Annotated in this window: 20 protein-coding genes; 10 read left to right on the top strand and 10 right to left on the bottom strand. The window is 43.0% G+C overall.

The annotated features are described in order from the left end of the window. Window positions 1-190: 190 nt before the first annotated feature. From HB679_RS01815 to HB679_RS01805, 3 genes are all read right to left on the bottom strand, one after another. Window positions 191-1,555, bottom strand: coding sequence for an exonuclease domain-containing protein (locus HB679_RS01815; RefSeq protein ID WP_346345127.1), 1,365 nt, complete (start codon window positions 1,553-1,555; stop codon window positions 191-193). A gap of 293 nt (window positions 1,556-1,848) precedes the next feature. Then, complete coding sequence (gene yidC / locus HB679_RS01810; protein WP_214070225.1) at window positions 1,849-3,687, bottom strand: membrane protein insertase YidC; 1,839 nt, start codon at window positions 3,685-3,687, stop codon at window positions 1,849-1,851. 26 nt (window positions 3,688-3,713) lie between these two features. After that, the gene (locus tag HB679_RS01805) at window positions 3,714-5,324 is read right to left on the bottom strand and encodes a CTP synthase (protein WP_214070224.1); all 1,611 of its coding nucleotides are present in this window, start codon (window positions 5,322-5,324) and stop codon (window positions 3,714-3,716) included. A gap of 201 nt (window positions 5,325-5,525) precedes the next feature. On the opposite strand from HB679_RS01805, the gene HB679_RS01800 reads away from it, so the two are divergent. Then, window positions 5,526-6,089, top strand: coding sequence for a hypothetical protein (locus HB679_RS01800; protein WP_214070223.1), 564 nt, complete (start codon window positions 5,526-5,528; stop codon window positions 6,087-6,089). A 155-nt stretch (window positions 6,090-6,244) separates the two neighbouring features. Here HB679_RS01800 and kdsB read toward each other — a convergent pair whose 3' ends face one another. The 3 genes from kdsB to trpS form a co-directional block, all read right to left on the bottom strand. After that, complete coding sequence (gene kdsB / locus HB679_RS01795) at window positions 6,245-6,973, bottom strand: 3-deoxy-manno-octulosonate cytidylyltransferase (protein WP_214070222.1); 729 nt, start codon at window positions 6,971-6,973, stop codon at window positions 6,245-6,247. Between the two features lie 89 nt (window positions 6,974-7,062). Further along, the gene (locus HB679_RS01790; protein ID WP_214070221.1) at window positions 7,063-7,677 is read right to left on the bottom strand and encodes a deoxynucleoside kinase; all 615 of its coding nucleotides are present in this window, start codon (window positions 7,675-7,677) and stop codon (window positions 7,063-7,065) included. 120 nt (window positions 7,678-7,797) lie between these two features. Then, entirely contained in the window at window positions 7,798-8,793 is a 996-nt protein-coding gene (trpS, locus tag HB679_RS01785; RefSeq protein ID WP_214070220.1) for a tryptophan--tRNA ligase, read from the bottom strand. Between the two features lie 38 nt (window positions 8,794-8,831). On the opposite strand from trpS, the gene HB679_RS01780 reads away from it, so the two are divergent. From HB679_RS01780 to HB679_RS01770, 3 genes are all read left to right on the top strand, one after another. Further along, entirely contained in the window at window positions 8,832-9,560 is a 729-nt protein-coding gene (locus HB679_RS01780) for a lysophospholipid acyltransferase family protein (RefSeq protein WP_214070219.1), read from the top strand. A gap of 2 nt (window positions 9,561-9,562) precedes the next feature. After that, complete coding sequence (gatC, locus tag HB679_RS01775; protein WP_214070218.1) at window positions 9,563-9,850, top strand: Asp-tRNA(Asn)/Glu-tRNA(Gln) amidotransferase subunit GatC; 288 nt, start codon at window positions 9,563-9,565, stop codon at window positions 9,848-9,850. A gap of 131 nt (window positions 9,851-9,981) precedes the next feature. Next, complete coding sequence (locus tag HB679_RS01770; protein ID WP_214070217.1) at window positions 9,982-10,701, top strand: ABC transporter ATP-binding protein; 720 nt, start codon at window positions 9,982-9,984, stop codon at window positions 10,699-10,701. Window positions 10,702-10,812: 111 nt separating this feature from the next. On the opposite strand, the gene HB679_RS01765 is transcribed toward HB679_RS01770, so the two are convergent. From HB679_RS01765 to HB679_RS01755, 3 genes are all read right to left on the bottom strand, one after another. Then, window positions 10,813-11,460 (bottom strand): hypothetical protein, encoded by a 648-nt coding sequence (locus HB679_RS01765; RefSeq protein WP_214070216.1) that lies wholly within the window; start codon window positions 11,458-11,460, stop codon window positions 10,813-10,815. Further along, window positions 11,457-12,083 carry a hypothetical protein gene (locus tag HB679_RS01760; RefSeq protein ID WP_214070215.1) on the bottom strand — a complete coding sequence of 209 codons (627 nt, stop codon included), beginning with the start codon at window positions 12,081-12,083 and terminating at the stop codon, window positions 11,457-11,459. Before HB679_RS01760 ends, HB679_RS01765 begins: the two co-directional genes overlap by 4 nt. A gap of 159 nt (window positions 12,084-12,242) precedes the next feature. After that, window positions 12,243-13,226 (bottom strand): chitinase, encoded by a 984-nt coding sequence (locus HB679_RS01755; RefSeq protein ID WP_214070214.1) that lies wholly within the window; start codon window positions 13,224-13,226, stop codon window positions 12,243-12,245. 125 nt (window positions 13,227-13,351) lie between these two features. Between HB679_RS01755 and HB679_RS01750 the strand changes: the two genes are divergently transcribed. The 3 genes from HB679_RS01750 to HB679_RS01740 all read left to right on the top strand — a co-directional run bounded on the left by HB679_RS01750 (window position 13,352) and on the right by HB679_RS01740 (window position 14,491). Beyond that, on the top strand, window positions 13,352-13,909 hold the full coding sequence (locus HB679_RS01750) for a cob(I)yrinic acid a,c-diamide adenosyltransferase (protein ID WP_214070213.1): 558 nt from the start codon (window positions 13,352-13,354) through the stop codon (window positions 13,907-13,909). 88 nt (window positions 13,910-13,997) lie between these two features. Then, the gene (locus HB679_RS01745; RefSeq protein WP_002996718.1) at window positions 13,998-14,219 is read left to right on the top strand and encodes a DUF2795 domain-containing protein; all 222 of its coding nucleotides are present in this window, start codon (window positions 13,998-14,000) and stop codon (window positions 14,217-14,219) included. Between the two features lie 125 nt (window positions 14,220-14,344). Next, complete coding sequence (locus tag HB679_RS01740; RefSeq protein WP_214070212.1) at window positions 14,345-14,491, top strand: lmo0937 family membrane protein; 147 nt, start codon at window positions 14,345-14,347, stop codon at window positions 14,489-14,491. Between the two features lie 161 nt (window positions 14,492-14,652). Here the strand turns inward: HB679_RS01740 and dprA are convergent, their stop codons facing one another. Beyond that, the gene (gene dprA, locus HB679_RS01735; RefSeq protein WP_255547519.1) at window positions 14,653-15,810 is read right to left on the bottom strand and encodes a DNA-processing protein DprA; all 1,158 of its coding nucleotides are present in this window, start codon (window positions 15,808-15,810) and stop codon (window positions 14,653-14,655) included. A gap of 346 nt (window positions 15,811-16,156) precedes the next feature. On the opposite strand from dprA, the gene HB679_RS01730 reads away from it, so the two are divergent. Genes HB679_RS01730 through HB679_RS01720 form a run of 3 tightly spaced genes read left to right on the top strand, consistent with a single transcriptional unit; the run spans window position 16,157 to window position 19,984 of the window. Next, a complete protein-coding gene (locus tag HB679_RS01730; protein WP_214070211.1) occupies window positions 16,157-16,534 on the top strand; it encodes a BlaI/MecI/CopY family transcriptional regulator in 378 nt (125 codons plus the stop codon). Beyond that, window positions 16,531-17,925, top strand: a complete 1,395-nt coding sequence (locus tag HB679_RS01725; protein ID WP_214070210.1) for a M56 family metallopeptidase — start codon at window positions 16,531-16,533, stop codon at window positions 17,923-17,925. The genes HB679_RS01730 and HB679_RS01725 overlap by 4 nt, the downstream gene beginning before the upstream one ends. A 58-nt stretch (window positions 17,926-17,983) precedes the next feature. Continuing rightward, window positions 17,984-19,984 (top strand): M56 family metallopeptidase, encoded by a 2,001-nt coding sequence (locus HB679_RS01720; RefSeq protein ID WP_214070209.1) that lies wholly within the window; start codon window positions 17,984-17,986, stop codon window positions 19,982-19,984. Window positions 19,985-20,019: the final 35 nt, after the last annotated feature.

The following is a 20,019-nucleotide window of genomic DNA, read 5'->3' as shown; positions in this document are numbered from 1 at the left end:
ATAGTTTGATGTATTAAAGACTTACCAATTATGATGCCGAAGGTGGATTTGTTAACTATACTCTCGATAACCACATTATTTTCCAAGCCGTCATTGCGAACGAGGTACGAGTGTGGCAATCTCTCGCCGCCTATCCGTTGTCAAGAGATCGCCACGCTATCGCTCGCGATGACGGGTTGGGGATAAACCCCTACCCAAACACCACCTTACGCTGCGGAAACTTCTCGGCATAATTAGCTACCAGGTTCTTAATGTAATCGTTACCGGGATATGGGGTGATGTAGTCTTTAAGCTGCTGCACATTCTCTACCTGGAAATAATGAGAGATATAACCCATGCCATAAAACTTACCCTTCTCAACCAAAATACAGCTGTGCTCATCATCTGTTCTGCCGTCATCGCGGATGGCGAAGGTTGGTAAAGCGTTATTAAGTTCGGCTATGGCCAGGTTAACTTTTTCATTATAGGCATCGGCAGGCTCAATACCGGTACAGGCGCATTGCTCTTTGGCAACACCGGTGCATGGCCCGGCATTGCTTTGGATAAAGCAGAGTTTTGGGCACAGCGCAAACATTTCTATCAGTTGGTTCAATATCGTCCTGCCTTCAAATATGGTATTACAGGTGTATATTGCGCCGGTGTCTTTGCGGTATTTGTCCACCGCCAGGCGCATGTAGCCACGCTGATCTTCGAACATATATAAACCATAGGCATGTTCAAATCGTTTCAGTGAGCGGTTGTATTTAGGCCACAGGCGTTTAATCTCCACAGCTTCCAATACAAAGGCTATAAGCTCAGTACCGCAAATCTGGTGGGTGATCTGGTGTATGTTCTTCAAAAACTCCTGTCGTTGCTGACCGGGGTTATTACCTGTAAAGTGGCTGCTTACACGTTTCTTGATATTCTTAGCCTTCCCTACATAAATGACTTTGCCTTTATGATCGTGAAAGTAGTAAACGCCGGGCGTATCGGGCAGATCCTGCACCGCCTTTTTAGGCAAATGTGGTGGTAGTACCTGTTCCTTAGAATTTTGTTTTAGCGCCTGTTTAATATGGTCGTCGCGGTCATTACGTATCAGCAGGCTAAACAGCTCGGCGGTTGCTTCGCAATCGCCCATAGCACGGTGACGGCTTTCATTGTCTATCCCCAAGTGATGACAAAGCTTACCCAGGCTATATGATGGCAATCCGGGCAAGATCTTGCGTCCCAGCCTTACCGTACATAGCTTATTGCATTGCAGTTCATACCCGGCTTGCGCCAAATGGTATCGAACAAAAGAAAAATCGAAGTTGACATTATGGGCAATAAAGATCTTGCCATGCAGCAAATGGTAAATATCTGCTGCCACGTCTTCAAACGGCGGGGCATCGGCCACCATCTCGTTGGTAATACCTGTTAACGCCCGAATATAGATAGGGATATCCCTGCGGGGATTTACCAGTGTACTAAAGCGTTTGGTTATCTTTTTACCATCATGCAGGCAAATGGCTATCTCTGTGATGCCGTTAGCATTAGCATGCCCCCCTGTTGTCTCTATATCTACTACCGCGTACACAATTCAAATCTAGCAGATTTTACTAACATTTTTAGTTAAACGAAAAATTAATTTGATGGGATATATCAATTAACGTCATTGCGAGGTACGAAGCAATCTCTGCAACAGACAGTCAATAGGATAAATCTAATTTGGCGATAGCCCGCACGATGACTACGGACATTGATTAACATGTGTAGAGATTGCTTCGTACCTCGCAATGACGCGCGGCGGATGGGTTATTAGACGCAATGCGTCTCTACGAAAAAAGGCCTGCTAATGCAGGCCTTTTCCTATTCTCTTATCACTAGCCACTATTTCTTCTTAGTCGTCGCCTGTACCTGTTGTTGCTGGCGCATCATCTCTTCCATTTTAGCGGCGAAACCTGATTTTTTCTTTTTGGTATCTTCCGGTTTCTTTTTGTTTTCCTGGATCTGCGCATGGATCTTCTTGTCATCAACCATTAAACGGATAATGTATTGCTGTAAGAAGGTAAACATGTTTGCCAGGAAATAATAATAGTTTAAACCTGCCGGGTAGCCGTTCAAAGCACCCAGGAAGATGATCGGCGTGATGTAACCAATATACTTCATTTGTCCGCTTACGCCCGAGATCTGGTTGTTGAAATAAGTATAGATCAGCGTTGATATCGTCATCAACACGCACATCAAACTTAAGTGATCGCCCAGGAACGGTATGTTAACACCAAAGTTGATGAATGAGTCGTAAGTTGATAAATCGTGCATCCACAGGAAGCTTTGTCCGCGTAGTTCAAACAGTCCCGGGAAGAAACGGAAGAATGCAATAACAATAGGCATTTGCAGCACTAAAGGCAAACAGCCACCTAGTGGATTTACACCTGCCTTTTTATAGAGCTTGAGATATTCCTGTTGTAACAATGTAGGATTGTCCTCACCTACTTTACCTTTGATCTCGTCCATCTCTGGCTTTAACACACGCATCTTAGCCATTGACAGGTAAGACTTGTACGTTAACGGCGACAATACCAGTTTAAGGATAACTGTCAACGCCAGGATGATTAAACCGTAGTTCCAGTTAAACTTGGTTAATACGTTAAATACCGGCAATACCGCTATACGGTTGATGTACTTTAATGGACCCCAACCCAGGTTAATTTGCTTTTCAAAGCCATGGCCCTGGGCAGCTAATAACGAATATTTGTTAGGACTAAAGTAAAAATCAAATGGATAAGAACCATCGCTGTTGCGGGCTACGGTTAAGCTGGCTTTCAGTTGTTTAATATCGGCATGATTGCTGGTATCTGTACTGACAGAAAGGCTTGATTTGGTAAAGCCATCTTTGCTTAGCAGCACGCTCGAGAAGAAGTGTTGTTTAAACGATACCCATTCTAATTTTTTGTCGGCAATATCTTTCTGATCGTCCTTAGTATCGCCAAAAAAATCAAAATCGTTATTAGTATCGTAGTATTGGATCATGGAATACTGATGATCCAGTTGTGCACTTTTCTCTAAACGATGCAGGCTGCTTTCCCAATCCAATGTTAAGCTGCTGGCATTGGCTATGATATTATCCAGGCCGGTAGCTTTAATGGTTAAGCCAACTTTATAGCCTTCGCCTTTCAGGGTGTATATATAATCAATATACTGTGTTGGGCTATAGCTTAAACGCATGGTGATAGCCGACGAATCCTGACCTGCAACCTGCAAACCTGCTGCACTTGGGGTAAAATAACGCTCGCTGGTATTGATCGTAGCAACGCCCGTGGCGAAGCTAAAACCAAACTTATTGGCATCACCCTCAAATAAAATCAAAGGTTTTTGGTCGGCAGTTTTGAAGTTTTTCAACTCTACCGAATAAATGCGACCACCCAGGCTGCTCAATTTAACGCGCAGGTCCTTATTTTCGATGGTAACCAGTTTTTCAACCCCTTGTAAGCTTGAACCAAAAGGCGTTTTCAGCATAGCCGAATCAACCGGTTTAGGGCCAAGTTTTGTGGTGTCAAGCACTGCTGTTTTTTTATCAGCACCAGCACCGGCAGTTTTTCCTTTTTTTAATTGCGCCTGTAATGCGGCCTCTTTCTTTAATTGCGCATCAGATGGTTTTAACAACCAGAATGACGCGAAAATAATAATCATGATCAGGAATAATCCTGTAAACGTATTTCTATCCATTGCTATCGTATCGTACTCAAAATTACTTACTTCTTACGGGCATAGGCCATTGAAGCGGCGACAAAGTTAATAAAAAGTGGGTGCGGATTAGCAACTGTTGATTTTAATTCGGGGTGAAACTGTGCGCCCACAAAAAACGGGTGATTTTTCAGTTCCACAATCTCTACCAGGTTATTCTGCGGGTTAATGCCCGAAGGTTGCATGCCTGCAGCATCATATTGTTTAAGATACTGATTATTAAACTCATAGCGATGACGGTGACGCTCGCTAATGTGTTGCTCGCCATAAATAGCGAAGGCTTTTGTACCCTTTTTGATATCGCAAGGGTATGCACCTAAACGCATGGTACCGCCTTTATTTACTACTTTTTTCTGTTCTTCCATCATGGCAATAACCGGATTCGGCGTTTCCGGGTTCATTTCCGTACTGCTTGCATCCTTTAATCCTAAAACGTTACGGCCAAATTCAACCACTGCGCATTGCATCCCTAAACAGATACCAAAAAACGGAATGTTATTTTCGCGCACATAGCGTATTGCCTCTATCTTACCTTCAAAACCACGCTCGCCAAAGCCAGGTGCAACCAGCACACCATGCAGGCCCTGCAGCTTTTCAATTGCGTTTCCGGTAGTTAGAGTTTCTGACGGGATATATGTTACATGCACCTTGCACTCGTTTTTAGCGCCGGCGTGGATGAATGATTCTATGATTGATTTATAAGCATCAGGCAGTTCAACGTATTTACCCACCAGGCCAATTTTTACTTCGGATGTCGGGTTTTTTAAACGGCCCAGGAAATCTTTCCAGCTGTCCAGATGCGGTTCTGTTTTATGCGGAAGTTTTAACTTGGTTAATACGGTTTTGTCCAACTGTTCTTTCAGCATCAGCAAAGGCACGTCATAAATGGTCGATGCGTCAATCGACTCGATAACCGCATTGATATTTACATTACAAAATAAGGCTATCTTTTTGCGGATATCCATATTTAGGTGATGCTCTGTACGGCAAACCAAAATATCCGGTTGGATACCATATTCCAGTAACATTTTAACAGAGTGTTGGGTTGGCTTGGTTTTCAACTCGCCGGCAGCAGCCAAAAAAGGGATCAGCGTTAAGTGAATTACCAGTGAGTTACCAGAGCCTATCTCCCATCTAAACTGGCGAACGGCCTCGATATAAGGTAACGACTCGATATCGCCTACGGTACCGCCCAACTCGGTGATTACGATGTCGTATTTACCATCCTCGCCCAACATACGGATGTTGCGTTTAATCTCGTCGGTAATATGCGGAACAACCTGTACGGTTTTGCCTAAGAAAGCGCCCTCACGCTCTTTATTGATGACATTTTGATAAATGCGACCAGTGGTAATATTATTAGCCTGCGATGTTGGCGTATTTAAAAAACGCTCATAGTGGCCAAGGTCAAGGTCGGTTTCTGCACCATCCTCGGTAACATAGCATTCGCCGTGTTCGTAGGGGTTCAACGTTCCGGGATCGATGTTGATATAAGGGTCGAACTTTTGGATGGTTACGCTGTAGCCGCGCGATTGAAGGAGCTTTGCCAGTGAGGCCGAGATAATGCCTTTCCCCAACGAAGAGGTAACACCGCCCGTAACAAATATGTATTTAGTCATCTGAAATTTTGAATTTTGATACCGGTTTTAGGCCTGTATCAATTGTTTGTGTACGGGATACAAAAGTAAGATTTTTTTTGGTGTTTGGACGAAGAAAATGGAATTGTTGAAAAGCACTGTGTAATAAACACTAACGACATTTTATTTAAACAAAACAAGAAATTTTCTCTTTCTACATAACCAAGAAATCAAAAATTCGACATGAAAAAGATACTGCTGCTACTCATTTTTTTACTAATAGCCCAAATAAACTTTGCCGGTACTACTCCTTATTTGCGTTACCTGCATTCGTTAAATTTAGTGTCTAAACTTTGCTCACAACTGACAGACAATGCCGACATGATTGCCCATCGCCCCGACCGTATAAACATTAAAGCATTTGCGGTAAGTTTCAATAAAAAAGCGGGTACCATTATCGTCAATCAAAACAACCTCATCAACCTCATTAATCATGGCGGGCTTAAAGACCATCACTTTCCTAACACCTATCGTATCCTGCAGCAAAACGTGGTAGATCTGAAAAAGATCCTGACGGATAATCGCCCGCAGATTGATAACCTAAAACTTCCAAACTTTAATAGCGCCGAAATCTATAATGCGTTGGATTTTAAAGCTTATGAAAATGATGAATTACTGCGCCAGGTTGCTCAAAATCACCGCAACAAAGCATTTAAGCATAATGTGGTTGATAACTTAACGCAAGGTGTAATTTTGCTCAATGAGTGCCGCAGTAAGGTGGCGGCATTGTATAGTAAAATAAAATAAGTCTTATTTGGGCTAAAGCCAATTAGCTTCATTTTAGTGTTCCGTCCCATAAATGGGGCGGCAATGAATTACTTTTTGCGATTTGGTATTCATTGCCGTTGACTTTAGTCAACGGTTTCAGGAGCAAAAGTCCGGCTTTAGCCAAATCTTGCGAATTAAAACTTCAACTTTAACAAATCCTCCGGCGTATCCACTGCATAGGTTTCCAACTCGGTTTCAGCAACTTTTATGCGATAACCATTTTCAATCCAGCGTAACTGCTCCAAAGCCTCTGCTTTTTCAAGGCCGGAAATAGGTAAACGGGTTATCTGCTGCAAAACATCGGCCCGATAACCATAAATGCCGATATGCTTGAAATAAGGATAAAACTCCAGCCAATTTTGCGGCTCTTCGCTGCGGATATGCGGTATGGCCGAGCGTGAGAAATAAGCGGCCTCGCTTAATTTAGTGACAATAACCTTCGGCGTGTTGGGATTATGCAATTCCTGCTCGTCTTTTATGCGTTTTACCAGTGTGGCAATCTGCACGTCGGCCGAACTAAAGCAAGTTGCCAGTTTAGTAATTTGTTCGGGGTCGATATAAGGCTCATCACCCTGTATATTAATTACAACATGATATTGGGGATGCGCCGCAGCAACTTCGGCACAACGGTCGGTACCGCTTTGGTGGTCGGCGCTGGTCATTACGGCCACTCCGCCAAAGGCCATTACGTGGTCGAAAATACGGTCATCGTCGGTAGCAACTATAACTTCAGTTAAATGATCGCACTTTTTGGCCTGCTCATATACCCGTTGGATCATACTCTTGCCCCCGATATCTACCAAAGGTTTACCGGGAAAACGTGATGATGCATAACGTGCTGGTATGATACCTAGGATTTGCATGTTGATTATGTTATACGTTTGACGTTATACGTAATAGTGGATTAATCAGAAAGGCTACGTAAAACGTATAACGTCCCACGTAAAACCCTTTAAAACAACCCGTTTATCTCTCTTTCAACCGCCTGGATGATATTACCTAAATCTTCCGGGTTATTGGCAAAGTCCAGATTATCTTTATCCAGCACTAAGAGCTTACCCAGTTTATAGTTATTGATCCATTTGTCGTATTTCTCGTTGAGCTTAGACAGGTAATCAATCCGGATACCGATCTCATACTCACGGCCGCGGCGTTGAATGTTATTTACCAACGTAGGTACAGATGCTTTCAGGTATACCAGCAAATCCGGCGGTTTAATGTATTCGGTTATATTGTCGAAAATAGATTCATAGTTTTCGTAATCGCGACTCGTCATGAGGCCCATGTCGTGCAAGTTTTCTGCAAAAATGTAAGCATCCTCATAAATAGTACGATCCTGTATAATATTGCGCCCGCTTTTCTGAATCTCGATGATCTGGCGGTAACGGCTGTTCAAAAAGTAGATCTGCAGGTTAAAGCTCCAACGCTTCATGTCGCTGTAAAAATCTTCCAGGTATGGGTTGTTATCAACAGCTTCATATAATGGTTCCCAACCATAATTTTTGGCCAGCAGCTCTGTAAGCGTAGTTTTACCGGCTCCAATATTTCCAACAATAGCTATGTGCATATATTTCTTAGTTCGTGGCTAATGGTTCATAGTTAATAGTGTTATTGTTAGCATACAACCACCAGAATGAACTCCGACTAATATACACCATGAACTATTAACTATCAACAATGATCTGACTTAAAAATTCCTAAACCCAATGATCTCTCTCACCTCACGGATAGTTTTCGAAGCGCTTTCGCGAGATTTTTCGGCACCATGACGGGCTACTTTGCTTAGATAAGCAGCATCACCGGCAATATCATTAATCCGCTCACGGATTGGCGCAGTGGCAATGATCATATCTTCGGCCAACTGCTTTTTAAGGTCGCCGTAACGGATCTGCATGGTGTTGTACAGGTTATCAAAATGCGCAATGGTATCGGGTGTTGAAACCACCCTCATCAGGTCGAAAAGATTTTGAATTTCGTCAGGTTTCTGTTGATTTTCTGTAGTTGGGCCACTGTCGGTAACGGCACGCATCACTTTCTTGCGGATAGCCTCGGGCGTGTCCGAAAGGAAAATAGCATTGCCCTCTCCTTCCGATTTACCCATTTTACCCTTACCATCCAATCCCGGAATCTTTACCAGGTTGGCGCTAAAGTTAAAGGCATATGGCTCCGGGAAATATTCATGGTTGTATAAACGATTAAACCGATTGCCAAAGGTGCGGGCCATTTCCAGGTGTTGCTCCTGATCTTTACCTACAGGCACTTTAGTAGCACGATGAATCAAAATATCGGCAGCCATTAACACCGGATAGGTTAACAAACCGGCATTCACGTTATCTGGATGCGCACGAACCTTGTCTTTAAATGAGGTACTCCGTTCCAACTCACCCAGGTAGGCATTCATGTTCAAATAAAGGTAAAGTTCGGCAACTTCAGGGACATCTGATTGCACGTAGATAGTGGCTTTATCCGGATCAATACCTGCAGCCAGGTACTCTACCAATACGCTTTTTACGTTACTGTGCAGGTTATCCGGCGTTGGGTGTGTGGTAAGCGAATGCAGATCGGCAATAAAAAAAAAGCAGTTATATTCATGCTGCATTTTTACAAAATTCTGTATAGCACCATAGTAGTTACCCAGGTGCAAATTTCCGGTTGATCTTATTCCGCTAACAACAGTTTCCATAGCGGCGAAAGTAAGTATTTTTTATATTTTTGAGGACGATGAAAATAATATTGAGGAAACTACACTGCTATTTATACATAGCCTCGGTAGCTTTAACCTATGCAGTAGCTTTCCCGTTTTTATATATTTTATCGCGTAATAGTCGTTATTATAAGTACATGAACGCCATCAGGCGCACCTGGGGGTTCGCAAGTTCATTGCTGGTTGGCATTTTTTACGGTTTTGAGTACGAGGAGCCTATCGACTGGAACAGAACCTATATTGTTTGCCCCAACCATACATCTAATTTGGACATTACGGCCATGACTATCCTTATCCGCAATAACAACCATTGCTTTATGGGTAAAGATGATCTGCTGAATAACTTTGTGACCCGCCTGTTTTTTAAAACGGTGGATATCCCGGTAAATCGCGAAAGCAAGATGTCATCCTATCGGGCTTTTAAGAAAGCATCTGAGGCACTGGCGGCCGGTACTTCGGTAATTATATTTCCGGAAGGCCGTATCCCTGATCAATACCCGCCTCAGCTACATGATTTCAAGAACGGCCCCTTCCGTATGGCTATTGAGATGAAAGTGCCCATCATCCCTGTATCGTCTGCCAATACCTGGAAAGTTTTGTGGGATACAGGCCTTGACCATGGCAGTAAACCGGGAATTTGCCATATATTTGTCCATAAGCCTATAGAAACGGCTGGTTTAACGGTTGATGATGCCGATGCACTGCGCGACCGCGTGCATAATATCATCCAAAATAAATTAGTATAAGCATGAATATTGACAGCGAAACCGTAGATAAGATAGCCCACCTTGCCCGCCTGGAGCTTGCCGAAACCGAAAAGCAGGAAATGATTGGCGATATGAACAAGATCCTTGATTTTATGGCCAAGCTAAACGAGATTGACACTGCCGGTGTTGAACCGCTGGTATACCTGTCTAAAGAGATCAACGTGTTCCGCGAAGATGTGGTGAAGCAAGACATCACTATAGAAGAAGCCCTAAAGAACGCACCAAAGCACGATGATAAGTACATCTTTGTTGCCAAGGTGATTGGATAGTTGATGGATCATAATTGATAGTTCATGGATATTTTGAATGTTAATGGCATTCCCATACTATGATCTATGACCCATTAACCATGAACTATCTGTAACAATCCCCCATATTACGCGTCAAACAACAAAAACGCATGGAGCCATTAATTAGCCTTAAAGATATCGGACGCAAATATGTGATTGGTGCTGAAGTAATTCACGCGCTTAAATCGGTATCGCTGACTATCAATAAGGGCGAATTTGTGGCGCTGATGGGTCCGTCGGGTTCGGGTAAATCAACCCTGATGAACATATTAGGTTGCCTGGATACACCGACCAAAGGCGAGTACATCCTGAATGGCATAAACGTAAGCCACATGACCGACAATGAGCTGGCCGAGGTGCGTAACTCAGAGATCGGCTTTGTTTTCCAGACTTTTAACTTACTGCCCCGTAACACTGCTTTAGATAATGTGGCACTGCCGCTTATCTACGCCGGCATTAGCAAAGACGACCGTAAGGCACGCGCCCGTAAAGCTTTAGAGAATGTAGGCCTGGGTAACCGTACCGATCACCGCCCTAACGAGCTATCGGGGGGGCAGCGCCAGCGTGTGGCCGTGGCCCGTGCGCTGATTAACGATCCATCTATTATCCTGGCCGATGAACCTACGGGTAACCTGGACACCAAAACATCAATAGAAATCATGAGCCTGGTGGAAGACATCCACGCCAAAGGCAACACGATTATATTAGTTACTCACGAGGAAGACATCGCCATGCATGCCCACCGCATCGTCCGCATGCGCGACGGTTTAATTGAGCGCGATTACATTAATACTAATGTGCAGATTGTAGATAGAAGCGGGATAGTGTAGGCGATCCTATTTTGTCATTGCGAGGAGGAACGACGAAGCAATCGCACGCGTTCAAACTATTCTCCTTGCGATCGTCACGCTGCGCTCATGATGATGTATTGTTTAATTTTATTACGCCACTGCGGCCAACCTCTCCACAAACTCCGCTATTTGCAATGATTTTTCGGGATTAATTGGACCGCCATCGCCAATGATTAGCGTGTTGTTCACTATCTCAATTACCTGGTCGTCTTTTAACATCGGTAATATTACCTTTCTGAAAGCGGGCGTCATCGCTTTACCTGCCTTTGCAATATCATTAGCAACCACATAAAACCTACTGCTAAATTCCTGATCGTCAGTAAATTTGAGCGATACGGACTGAAACAGGCCCATCATCTTATCGGCAAAGGTTTTCTTTCTGATCAGCACCCGTCCAAAATCGTTACTTAAATTAACAACGCCCCAAACCTGGTATTTGCTGTAATTGGCAGTTTGCGATGCGCCGCCCCGGCCGCCTGCACTTAACGCGTAGTCTGTCTTAATAAAAGTTAAATAACAATTATTTGTCGGCGCGTCAAGAATCAACGTGCCGCCTATGCTTGATTTGGGATTATTATTAAATAGCTCGAATTTGTTAATATGCAGGTTTACATTGCCCTGTAAAGTAATATTGAACTTTGTTTTTAATGCTTGATAGGTTTCCTCAAGTACTTGTAGGTCATCAACATCAATACCGTCAACCTCAAACGGTAAGCCATTCAGCAATATGTTTTTCATACCCCACCCCAGCAAGCTTCGGCAACACGCTCCACAAACTCGGCAATATGCAGCGATTTTTCAGGAACGATCGGATCATAATTACCGATGAGCAACGTATGGTCAACAATCTCAATCATGAAATCATTGTCACGGATATCCATTACCGCGTTGCGGAAATCACGAGTCATGCAAGTGGTGGCTTTGGCGTGGTCGTTTACAACCACGTAGAATGTATCGCTGAAAGGCTTGTCCTCGTCGAAATCCAGCTCATGCGGATGGATGAGTTCAAGTAGTTTATCGGTCAGCGTTTCGCGGCGGATCACTACGCCGCCAAAATTATTCTTCAAATAGGTAAGGCCCCAAACCTGCGCTTCTGAGTGATGCGTTATATGCTTATTGCCTATTTTATAGTTTACCTGTAAAAACAGGATGTAGGAATCGCCGCAATCGCGCTTGATTACGTATGATCCGCGCAGGTTAACGTCGGCACAATTTCTGAAAGCCTTAAACTGGTGCAAATCGAAATCAATATGTCCCGTAGGCATTACATTAAATTCTTCGCGTAGTTTCTGATAGGTTTCGCTAAAACGGTTTATAGCATCCTGACTAAGGCCTTCTGTATCAAAAGCATAATTTTCCATAAGGTGAAGAGTGGTTTTTGCTAAAGTAGAAAATCTTTTTGAGGATTTGGAAACACCTCACTTTATTGTCATTGCGAGCGTAGCGCGGCAATCGCAAGGAGAAAAGCCGGAACGCGTGCGATTGCTTCGTCGTTCCTCCTCGCAATGACAAAATTGCGATTAATAATGCTGCATTTTACCACAAGAGCAAACACAATTAGCATCACTTATCCCCAACTTACTTAAAAAGTGCTGGTAAAAACCAATCCGATCTACCATACCTACATTATTCTCGCCCAGATTACACTCTAAGGCACCGTTAATAATGTTAATCACCATACCAAAACCTGGCGCGCGGCCTGCGGCTTTGTCGGCGGTGTTGGGTTGCCACTTGCCTATCATTACGTCGTGGGCTGATGGCTTGTGGGTTTGCGGTGTCATCCAGAAATAGATGGCGGCTTTAAAAGCAACTACCGGGTCCTGGGTGATCAAGTCGGGGTTGTTAAGCAAGATCTGATGATCGCCAAAAATACAGTCGGACGCGTACCCGTAGTTTCCGTTAAAGCTTAACTGCATTGGCCCGCGGCCGTAATATTTTTTTCCTTTTACCGGGGGATATTCATCGCTATCGCCAAAATAATCTAATGATGTATTGTCCTCGTGGGTAAGCATCAGTCCGTCTGTATAACTGCCGTTCATACCATGGCGGGTTTCGTGCGCTATATTGGCGAAGAAGGCTGCCAGTTCTTTTTTATTGGTCAGCGGGTCGCTCGCGGTACAGAACAAACCGTAATCAATATAATAGGTGCTATCTGGTTTTACTTTGGCCCAGGCTTCGTTCCAGTCTACATCCTGGCGTATGGTGGTAGTTTTACCGGTTGACCTATCGGTACGCACAAATTGATAAACCGACACCGCGCGGCGGGTAATTTTCATCTTGATCAGGCCTAACTCTTTGATGGCCTTGATAAAAGCCGGGTAAGTATAAAATTTATCGCGTTGCGGAAACAACTCATCGAACTGTTTTTCTGTAATTAAGTTAAACACAACCGGGGTATTGGTTGTAGTTGCAGGTGCGGTGGTATTACCACAGCTTACACTAACTAACACAATGGCAAAAGCGGCTAGTATTATAAATTTGGTTGAGGGGATGATGTTTTTCACGATATGTTTTTTGGTATATGTTAACCGACTGTAAATATAAAGGCTAGTTTAGCCCAACCCATAAATTAATGCGTAATTATTATAATTGTTTACATCAATATTTATAAATTGCTTCAACGCATTATATGAAGATATATACCAAAACAGGCGATAAAGGTTTTACCTCATTAATAGGCGGCACGCGTGTACCCAAGCATCACCTGCGTATTGAAAGCTACGGCACGGTTGATGAGCTGAACAGTTACATAGGCCTGATACGCGACCAGGATATTACCACGCATGACAAAGAATTTTTGAAGGAGATACAGGATCGATTGTTCACCATAGGTTCGTCGCTGGCAGCCGATCCTGAAAAATCAAGGATGGTGATACCCGACCTGTATACGGAAGATATTGAGACGCTGGAAAAGGAAATGGATCAAATAAACACCCAACTGCCAGAACTTAAGCATTTTATTTTGCCGGGCGGCAGCACTACAATATCTTATTGCCACATAGCCCGTTGTGTTTGCCGGCGTGCCGAGCGGCTTACTGTACACCTGGCCAACGAGAGCGAGGTGGAAGAAAAGGTGATTATTTACTTAAATAGATTGAGCGACTACCTGTTTACCCTGGCCCGCAAGCTGGCAAACGACAATCAAATACCTGAAAATCAATGGATACCAAGACTTAAAAAAAATTAAAAAAATATATTGATAATCAAACTAAAAATATTATACTTTTGCCAAAATTGACAGCTTTAAAAATTAACTAACATTATCAGATAAAAATATGTACTGGACACTTGAATTAGCATCTCACCTGGAGGATGCACCATGGCCTGCCACTAAAGACGAATTAATTGATTACGCTATACGCTCTGGCGCACCTGTTGAGGTGATTGAAAACCTGCAAGCATTAGAGGATGATGGCGAGCCATATGAGAATATTGAAGAAATATGGCCTGATTACCCTACAAAAGATGACTTCTTTTTTAACGAAGACGAGTACTAATCGTCCATAAATTGACATAAAAAACCCTGTGCTGAACATATTGGCACAGGGTTTTTACTTTTTATACCCGTTTGGAATAGTTTTGGATATAAGCCTTACAATTACTCACAAAAAAACATAAAACAATGAGAGGCTTATTATACATCATCGCAGTGATCCTGATTATAGGATGGGCATTAGGATTTTTTTACTACTCGGCAGGTGGCATTATCCACGTGTTATTGGTAATAGCTATTATAGCTTTAATATTAGGTGTGATTAGAAGAGCATGATCTCTTAGATACAAGAATCAAGAGACAAGAATCAAGAGTTACGATTTTATTGTACAATAATCATCTAATTCAAGAAAAGAGCCGGGAAACTATGCAAAAGCATTTGTTTCCCGGCTCTTTATTTTAATAATGTCTTGATTCTTGGCTCTTGATTCTCGACTCTAACTAACCTTATACATCTTCCCCGGTAACGACCGGATAAAACCCTGCATTTCCATATTCAATAAATTCATGGCTAGCTGGCTCATGGGCATATTAGTTTTAATGGTGAGGTCGTCAATTGCTATAGGCGCATTATTTTGCTGCAGGATATAAAATATAGCCCGCTCATCGTCCGACAGATCTAACGGTAACAGAAACTGCTCTACGGGTTTGGCATCGTCGGGTCGCTCCCAACCCATGGCGTAGGCCAGATCGGCCATACAGCTTAATAAACTGGCTTTATTATTACGGATCAGGAAGTTACAACCTTCAGAATAGGTATCATTCAATCTTCCCGGAAAAGCAAATACATCCCGGTTATAAGAGTTGGCAATTTCGGCGGTAATCAATGCACCGCCTTTAATACTGGCTTCTATAACAACCGTGGCATCGGCCATGCCTGCCACAATACGGTTACGTGCCGGAAAATTTGCCGGACCAGCGGGTACGCCCGAAGGATATTCGGTCAATAGTCCTCCCCGCTCCAACATTTTATCGGCGGTATTCTTATTAGCTGCCGGATACATTTTATCTAAACCGGTGCCCAATACACCAACAGTGCTGATGTTCTGTTTCAAACATTCTTTATGGGCAATAACATCTATACCGTGGGCCAATCCGCTTACCACCAGTACATCGTATTGCTGTAGTTCGGCTACCAATTCCTCGCATAGTTCTCTGCCGTAATCTGTAGCGTTACGGGTTCCTACAATGCTTACAATCTTGCGGGCGTTCAGATCGGCATTGCCTTTACTATATAATAAAGCAGGCGCATCGAAGCAGTTCTTTAATCTTTTAGGATAACGCGGATCAGTATAAAATAAAACGTCGATGTTGTTCTTTTCAACAAACTTCATTTCTGCTGCTGCTTTTTGCAGTGCTTCTTTAAAGTTCAGCTCACGCACGGTCTTCTCTCCCACACCCGGGATAGTCAACAATTTAGCAGGCGATGCATTGAAAACCGCCTCGGCACTGCCCAAATGACTTACCATCACCTTGCCCAGCGTAGCGCCTATATTTTTTAAGAAAGTAATTGCTATTTCGTGAAGTTGCGACATGGTATAAGTAAGGCATGCAAAATAAGATATGGGCGGCGGAAGTACAAATAATTTCTTCATTGCTCATTAAATTTAACAACACGTCATTGCGAGGAACGAAGCAATCTCTACACATGCTAATCAATTGGGTAAAATCTCAGTTCAGTAACGAGCCATGTAAATGTTTCCATCTAACTCATTATTAATAGCAATTTGATACTGCTGGTTATCACCAGACGAAGTCTGTACTTTTGACTTTCTGTTGTAGAGATTGCTTCGTTCTTCGCAATGACGGGAACTATATTGGCTCATTTTTCATCCCTCCTCCCCTATAAATCAACCTATTTTAATAAAACTATAAAAATAGTTTGCAAACTATAAAAATAGTTTATACCTTTATTTAACCCAACTATAAAAGTAGTTTGCTATGAACATTAAAGAATTAACAAAAGCCGAAGAACAAGTGATGCAAATACTATGGCAGCTAAATGAAGCCATTGTAAAAGACATCATCGAGAAAATGACAGACCCTAAACCTGCATACAACACCGTGTCGACGGTAGTGCGCGTGCTGGAGGGTAAAGGGTTTATAGACCATAAATCTTATGGCAATTCGCATGTATACTACCCGCTCATCAGCGAGGCGCAGTACCGCAAATTTACTTTTGATAAGATGATGACCAATTACTTCAGCAACTCTTACGAGAGCCTGGTATCGTTCATCGCTAACGAAAAGAAATTGGGCGTCAAGGAGCTTGACGAGCTGACCAAACTGATAGACGACCTTAAAAACAAGAAATCATGAACTGGCTGCATTACCTGATAGAAGCAAACCTGTACCTGGTAGTGTTTTACCTGGCTTACAGTGTACTGCTGGCAAAAGACACCCATTATCAGCTTAACCGTGTTTTTTTATTATTAAGCAGCGCCGTGGCTTTTGTATTACCGCTGATACAGTTAAATTTTTTGAAACCGACGGCTTATGTTTATGAAGCTACGGCAACTTATATGCAGGCAACAGCATCTTCTCCCCCTCTTTGGCAAGCCGTATTGTTTGATGCTTATTTAGCTGGTGTATTGGTGTTGGCCACAGGTTTTGCAATCAAACTGATCAGATTAAAAAGATTAAAAAAATCGGGGACTATCATTAACAGTAAAGATCATCATTTAGTGCACCTCAAAGGTTCAAATACAGCCTTCTCCTTTTTTAATTACTTATTTATTGGCGATGATACGGGCAACGAATCGCTCATCATCAGGCATGAATTGGTGCATATCCGCCAAAAACATTCGGCCGACGTGTTATTTATGGAGCTGCTGAAGATCATCAACTGGTTTAATCCGGTGGTTTACCTGTTGCAACGAAGCATCCGCACCCAACATGAATACCTTGCCGACGAGCAAACCGCACTAGCTACGCACAACACGGTAGCTTATGCTTCCTTTTTGTTAAATAATGCTTACGGTCTTAGCGGCCCTGCTATAACACATTCATTTTTCAATCAAAACTTATTAAAAAAGAGAATTATCATGTTAGATCAAAAACGCTCAGGGAGTTTAGCGAGGCTAAAATACCTGGTGGCAGTGCCGCTGTGCGCTGCCTTGTTAGCCGAGTCGACTTTAGGATTCAGCAAATCGTATGGCTTTATTGGTATCGGCCAGCAAAAAACTGCTATAGTTAGTACTACAGATACTGCGAAAAAATTTAAAATAGTACCCGACGGTCACAAAGGCTCCAATAAAAAGGGCAAAAAAGGCACCATGGTTATAAAAAGAGATACGGTAGTAACTATGCGCCCAACGCAGGCACCAACGCCGCCTAAAAATCCGGCAGGAAAAAGTACCGCCCTGCATGGTACTCCTACGCCGCCATTGGCTAAAAACGCTAAAGTTAAGGTAACAGATGTTATACTTACCCCACCGCCACCACCGCCGCTACCCGCAAAGAAGACATCGGGAAAGAAAAAAGTGATCATAACTGACGTCATTCTTACTCCGCCGCCGCCGCCACCGCTGCCATCAAAAAAAGCTGATACAAAACCGGTACAAAAAGCTGACATACGGATTGACGAGCCGGTGAAAACAACAGCAAAGCCAACCAGCGAAATCAGGATTGATGAGCCTGTTGTAACATCAGATAAGAAAATCAGCCCCGATATAAGGATCGATAACCCTGCACCAGTAAAAAAACCATAAAACCAAACAACCTAAACCTTACATCTACCCAGACCAAAATTTAAAAAAACAGAAGCTGATGAACTGGTTACACTACCTGGCCGAAGCCAACTTGTATTTGGCGGTATTTTACCTGGCCTACCGCGCACTTTTAGCTAAAGAAACCTATAATCAGCTTAACCGCGTTTACCTGCTGTTTAGTTGTGTGGCGGCGTTTACATTGCCGGTTTTGCAATTGGGCGTGTTAAAACACGTTGAATCGGTTGAGTCCGTTAGCCAGGTTAGCTATACCATAATGCCCGCGAAATTTGAGCCATTAACGGTAACGCCATCGCATGTTACGATTGCGCCGGCAATGGTTGCAGAACAACAGCATCTAACCTTGCAGGATTATCTAATCTATGTCTACGCGATAGGATGCTGTGTATTATTGATGGTGCTTATGGTAAAGCTGTTCTCGCTCATTAAACTGATCCGCAATGCCAAACGCCGCAGGCAGGATAATTATAAGCTGATCTATCTGCCCGAAACTGATGTAGCCTTTTCATTTTTTAACTACCTTTTTATTGGTACCGATGCTAATGGTGCTAATACCATTATCAGGCATGAATTGGTGCATATCAGGCAGAAACACTCTTTGGATATTTTATTCCTGGAGGTTTTAAAGATCATCAACTGGTTCAATCCATTCATATACCTTTTACAAAACAGTCTTAAAACCATTCACGAATATATTGCCGACGAGCAAACCGCCACCCACGAAACCGACCCGATAACGTATTCAACCTTTTTGGTGAATAACGCCTACGGTGCAGGCGGCTCGTCTATCACCCACTCCTTCTTCAATTACAACCTACTTAAAAAACGTATTATCATGCTTAATCAACAACGCTCAGGTAGCTCAGCCAGGCTGAAATACCTCATTGCCGCTCCGCTTTGTGCAGGCCTGCTTTGTGCATCGACACTGGCTTTTAGTAAAGATTATGGATTTATTGACCTGGACCCGGCAAAAGTGAATGCCGCTGTCTATACTATCAAATCTCCGGCTATTGTTAACGAAATACCTAAACCTACATCGCCTAAAGCAATAGTCCCAAATACTGCTGCTAAAATTAAAGTTACAGGCGACGATCCGGCAGGAAAAGTTACACCGAGCGGTTATAAAGAGGGCTATGAAAAGCTTACCTGGGCCGTTATTGAAGACAACCGTTTTTCAGCAGGATTAAGCTATTACCAGTCTTTTGCTACCACTACCCCGCACAGCCTTAAAGACGCCATTGTTGCGGTTGGCTTTACGGTTACTAAAGATCAAAAAATAGCCAACGTAAAAGTTATTAAAAGCTCGGGAACTGTGATGGATGGCGCTGTTGCAGCTGCCTTTAGCGCATTCAACGGTACCATTATAGATAAACCTGGCAGGCACAGCTATTTAATCCACATATCTACCCATGGCCATACCGAGGCAGAAGATGATGTAACCTGTAAAAAGTACGGTTACGAAAATCATATAACGGTAGCTATTGCCGACCATCTGACTATTGGCCCTCCGCCCATTTCAATCAAACCGGCAAAAATTATTCCGGCTGTGATAGACACTGTTGGCCAGGCAGACTTACAAAAATTTTATAACGACCTGAAATGGTACATCCAGTTCCCAAAATCAGAACGTGATAAAAATATTCAGGGCCGAGCCATTGTACGGTTTTGTGTAGATGATAAAGGCGAGCTTCAGTACCTATCTATTTATAAATGGCCATCTATTACTTTGGGTTACCAAGTTTTTTGGGCCATGCAACACAGCGCCTTTTTAAAACCATTAAAAGGTAATTGGGCCATGTCAATAAACTTTGATATGGGTGGTGTACCTGCTTTAACCACCCCAATTGCCGACATACCGCAAGATACTACGGGGTTATACCATGATAGTTCGAAAGACCCCGGCTTCAAAAAGGGCGACATATATACCGTCGTTTCGAAAAAAGGACCATTGTTTGTCTATGATCCGCAAAAAATGAAAGGACCTTACCAAGCACCGGTTAAAGTACTAAGCGAACTGGTTATTAAAGCACCTGTCAATTAAAAACAATACACCTAAACCTTATCACACCAAACCTA

The sequence above is a fragment of the Mucilaginibacter sp. dw_454 genome (assembly GCF_018449775.1).
Taxonomy (GTDB): Bacteria; Bacteroidota; Bacteroidia; order Sphingobacteriales; family Sphingobacteriaceae; genus Mucilaginibacter.
This window is presented reverse-complemented; position numbering and strand designations above follow the sequence as displayed.

Coding starts and splice junctions, on each gene's coding strand:
- HB679_RS01720 (WP_214070209.1), top strand. CDS start 17,984: ATGAACTGGTTACACTACCTGGCCGAAGCCAACTTGTATTTGGCGGTA.
- HB679_RS01765 (WP_214070216.1), bottom strand. CDS start 11,460: ATGAAAAACATATTGCTGAATGGCTTACCGTTTGAGGTTGACGGTATT.
- HB679_RS01790 (WP_214070221.1), bottom strand. CDS start 7,677: ATGCACATAGCTATTGTTGGAAATATTGGAGCCGGTAAAACTACGCTT.
- dprA (WP_255547519.1), bottom strand. CDS start 15,810: ATGAAGAAATTATTTGTACTTCCGCCGCCCATATCTTATTTTGCATGC.
- HB679_RS01725 (WP_214070210.1), top strand. CDS start 16,531: ATGAACTGGCTGCATTACCTGATAGAAGCAAACCTGTACCTGGTAGTG.
- HB679_RS01780 (WP_214070219.1), top strand. CDS start 8,832: ATGAAAATAATATTGAGGAAACTACACTGCTATTTATACATAGCCTCG.
- HB679_RS01770 (WP_214070217.1), top strand. CDS start 9,982: ATGGAGCCATTAATTAGCCTTAAAGATATCGGACGCAAATATGTGATT.
- kdsB (WP_214070222.1), bottom strand. CDS start 6,973: ATGCAAATCCTAGGTATCATACCAGCACGTTATGCATCATCACGTTTT.
- HB679_RS01805 (WP_214070224.1), bottom strand. CDS start 5,324: ATGACTAAATACATATTTGTTACGGGCGGTGTTACCTCTTCGTTGGGG.
- HB679_RS01800 (WP_214070223.1), top strand. CDS start 5,526: ATGAAAAAGATACTGCTGCTACTCATTTTTTTACTAATAGCCCAAATA.
- yidC (WP_214070225.1), bottom strand. CDS start 3,687: ATGGATAGAAATACGTTTACAGGATTATTCCTGATCATGATTATTATT.
- HB679_RS01740 (WP_214070212.1), top strand. CDS start 14,345: ATGAGAGGCTTATTATACATCATCGCAGTGATCCTGATTATAGGATGG.
- HB679_RS01730 (WP_214070211.1), top strand. CDS start 16,157: ATGAACATTAAAGAATTAACAAAAGCCGAAGAACAAGTGATGCAAATA.
- gatC (WP_214070218.1), top strand. CDS start 9,563: ATGAATATTGACAGCGAAACCGTAGATAAGATAGCCCACCTTGCCCGC.
- trpS (WP_214070220.1), bottom strand. CDS start 8,793: ATGGAAACTGTTGTTAGCGGAATAAGATCAACCGGAAATTTGCACCTG.
- HB679_RS01760 (WP_214070215.1), bottom strand. CDS start 12,083: ATGGAAAATTATGCTTTTGATACAGAAGGCCTTAGTCAGGATGCTATA.
- HB679_RS01745 (WP_002996718.1), top strand. CDS start 13,998: ATGTACTGGACACTTGAATTAGCATCTCACCTGGAGGATGCACCATGG.
- HB679_RS01750 (WP_214070213.1), top strand. CDS start 13,352: ATGAAGATATATACCAAAACAGGCGATAAAGGTTTTACCTCATTAATA.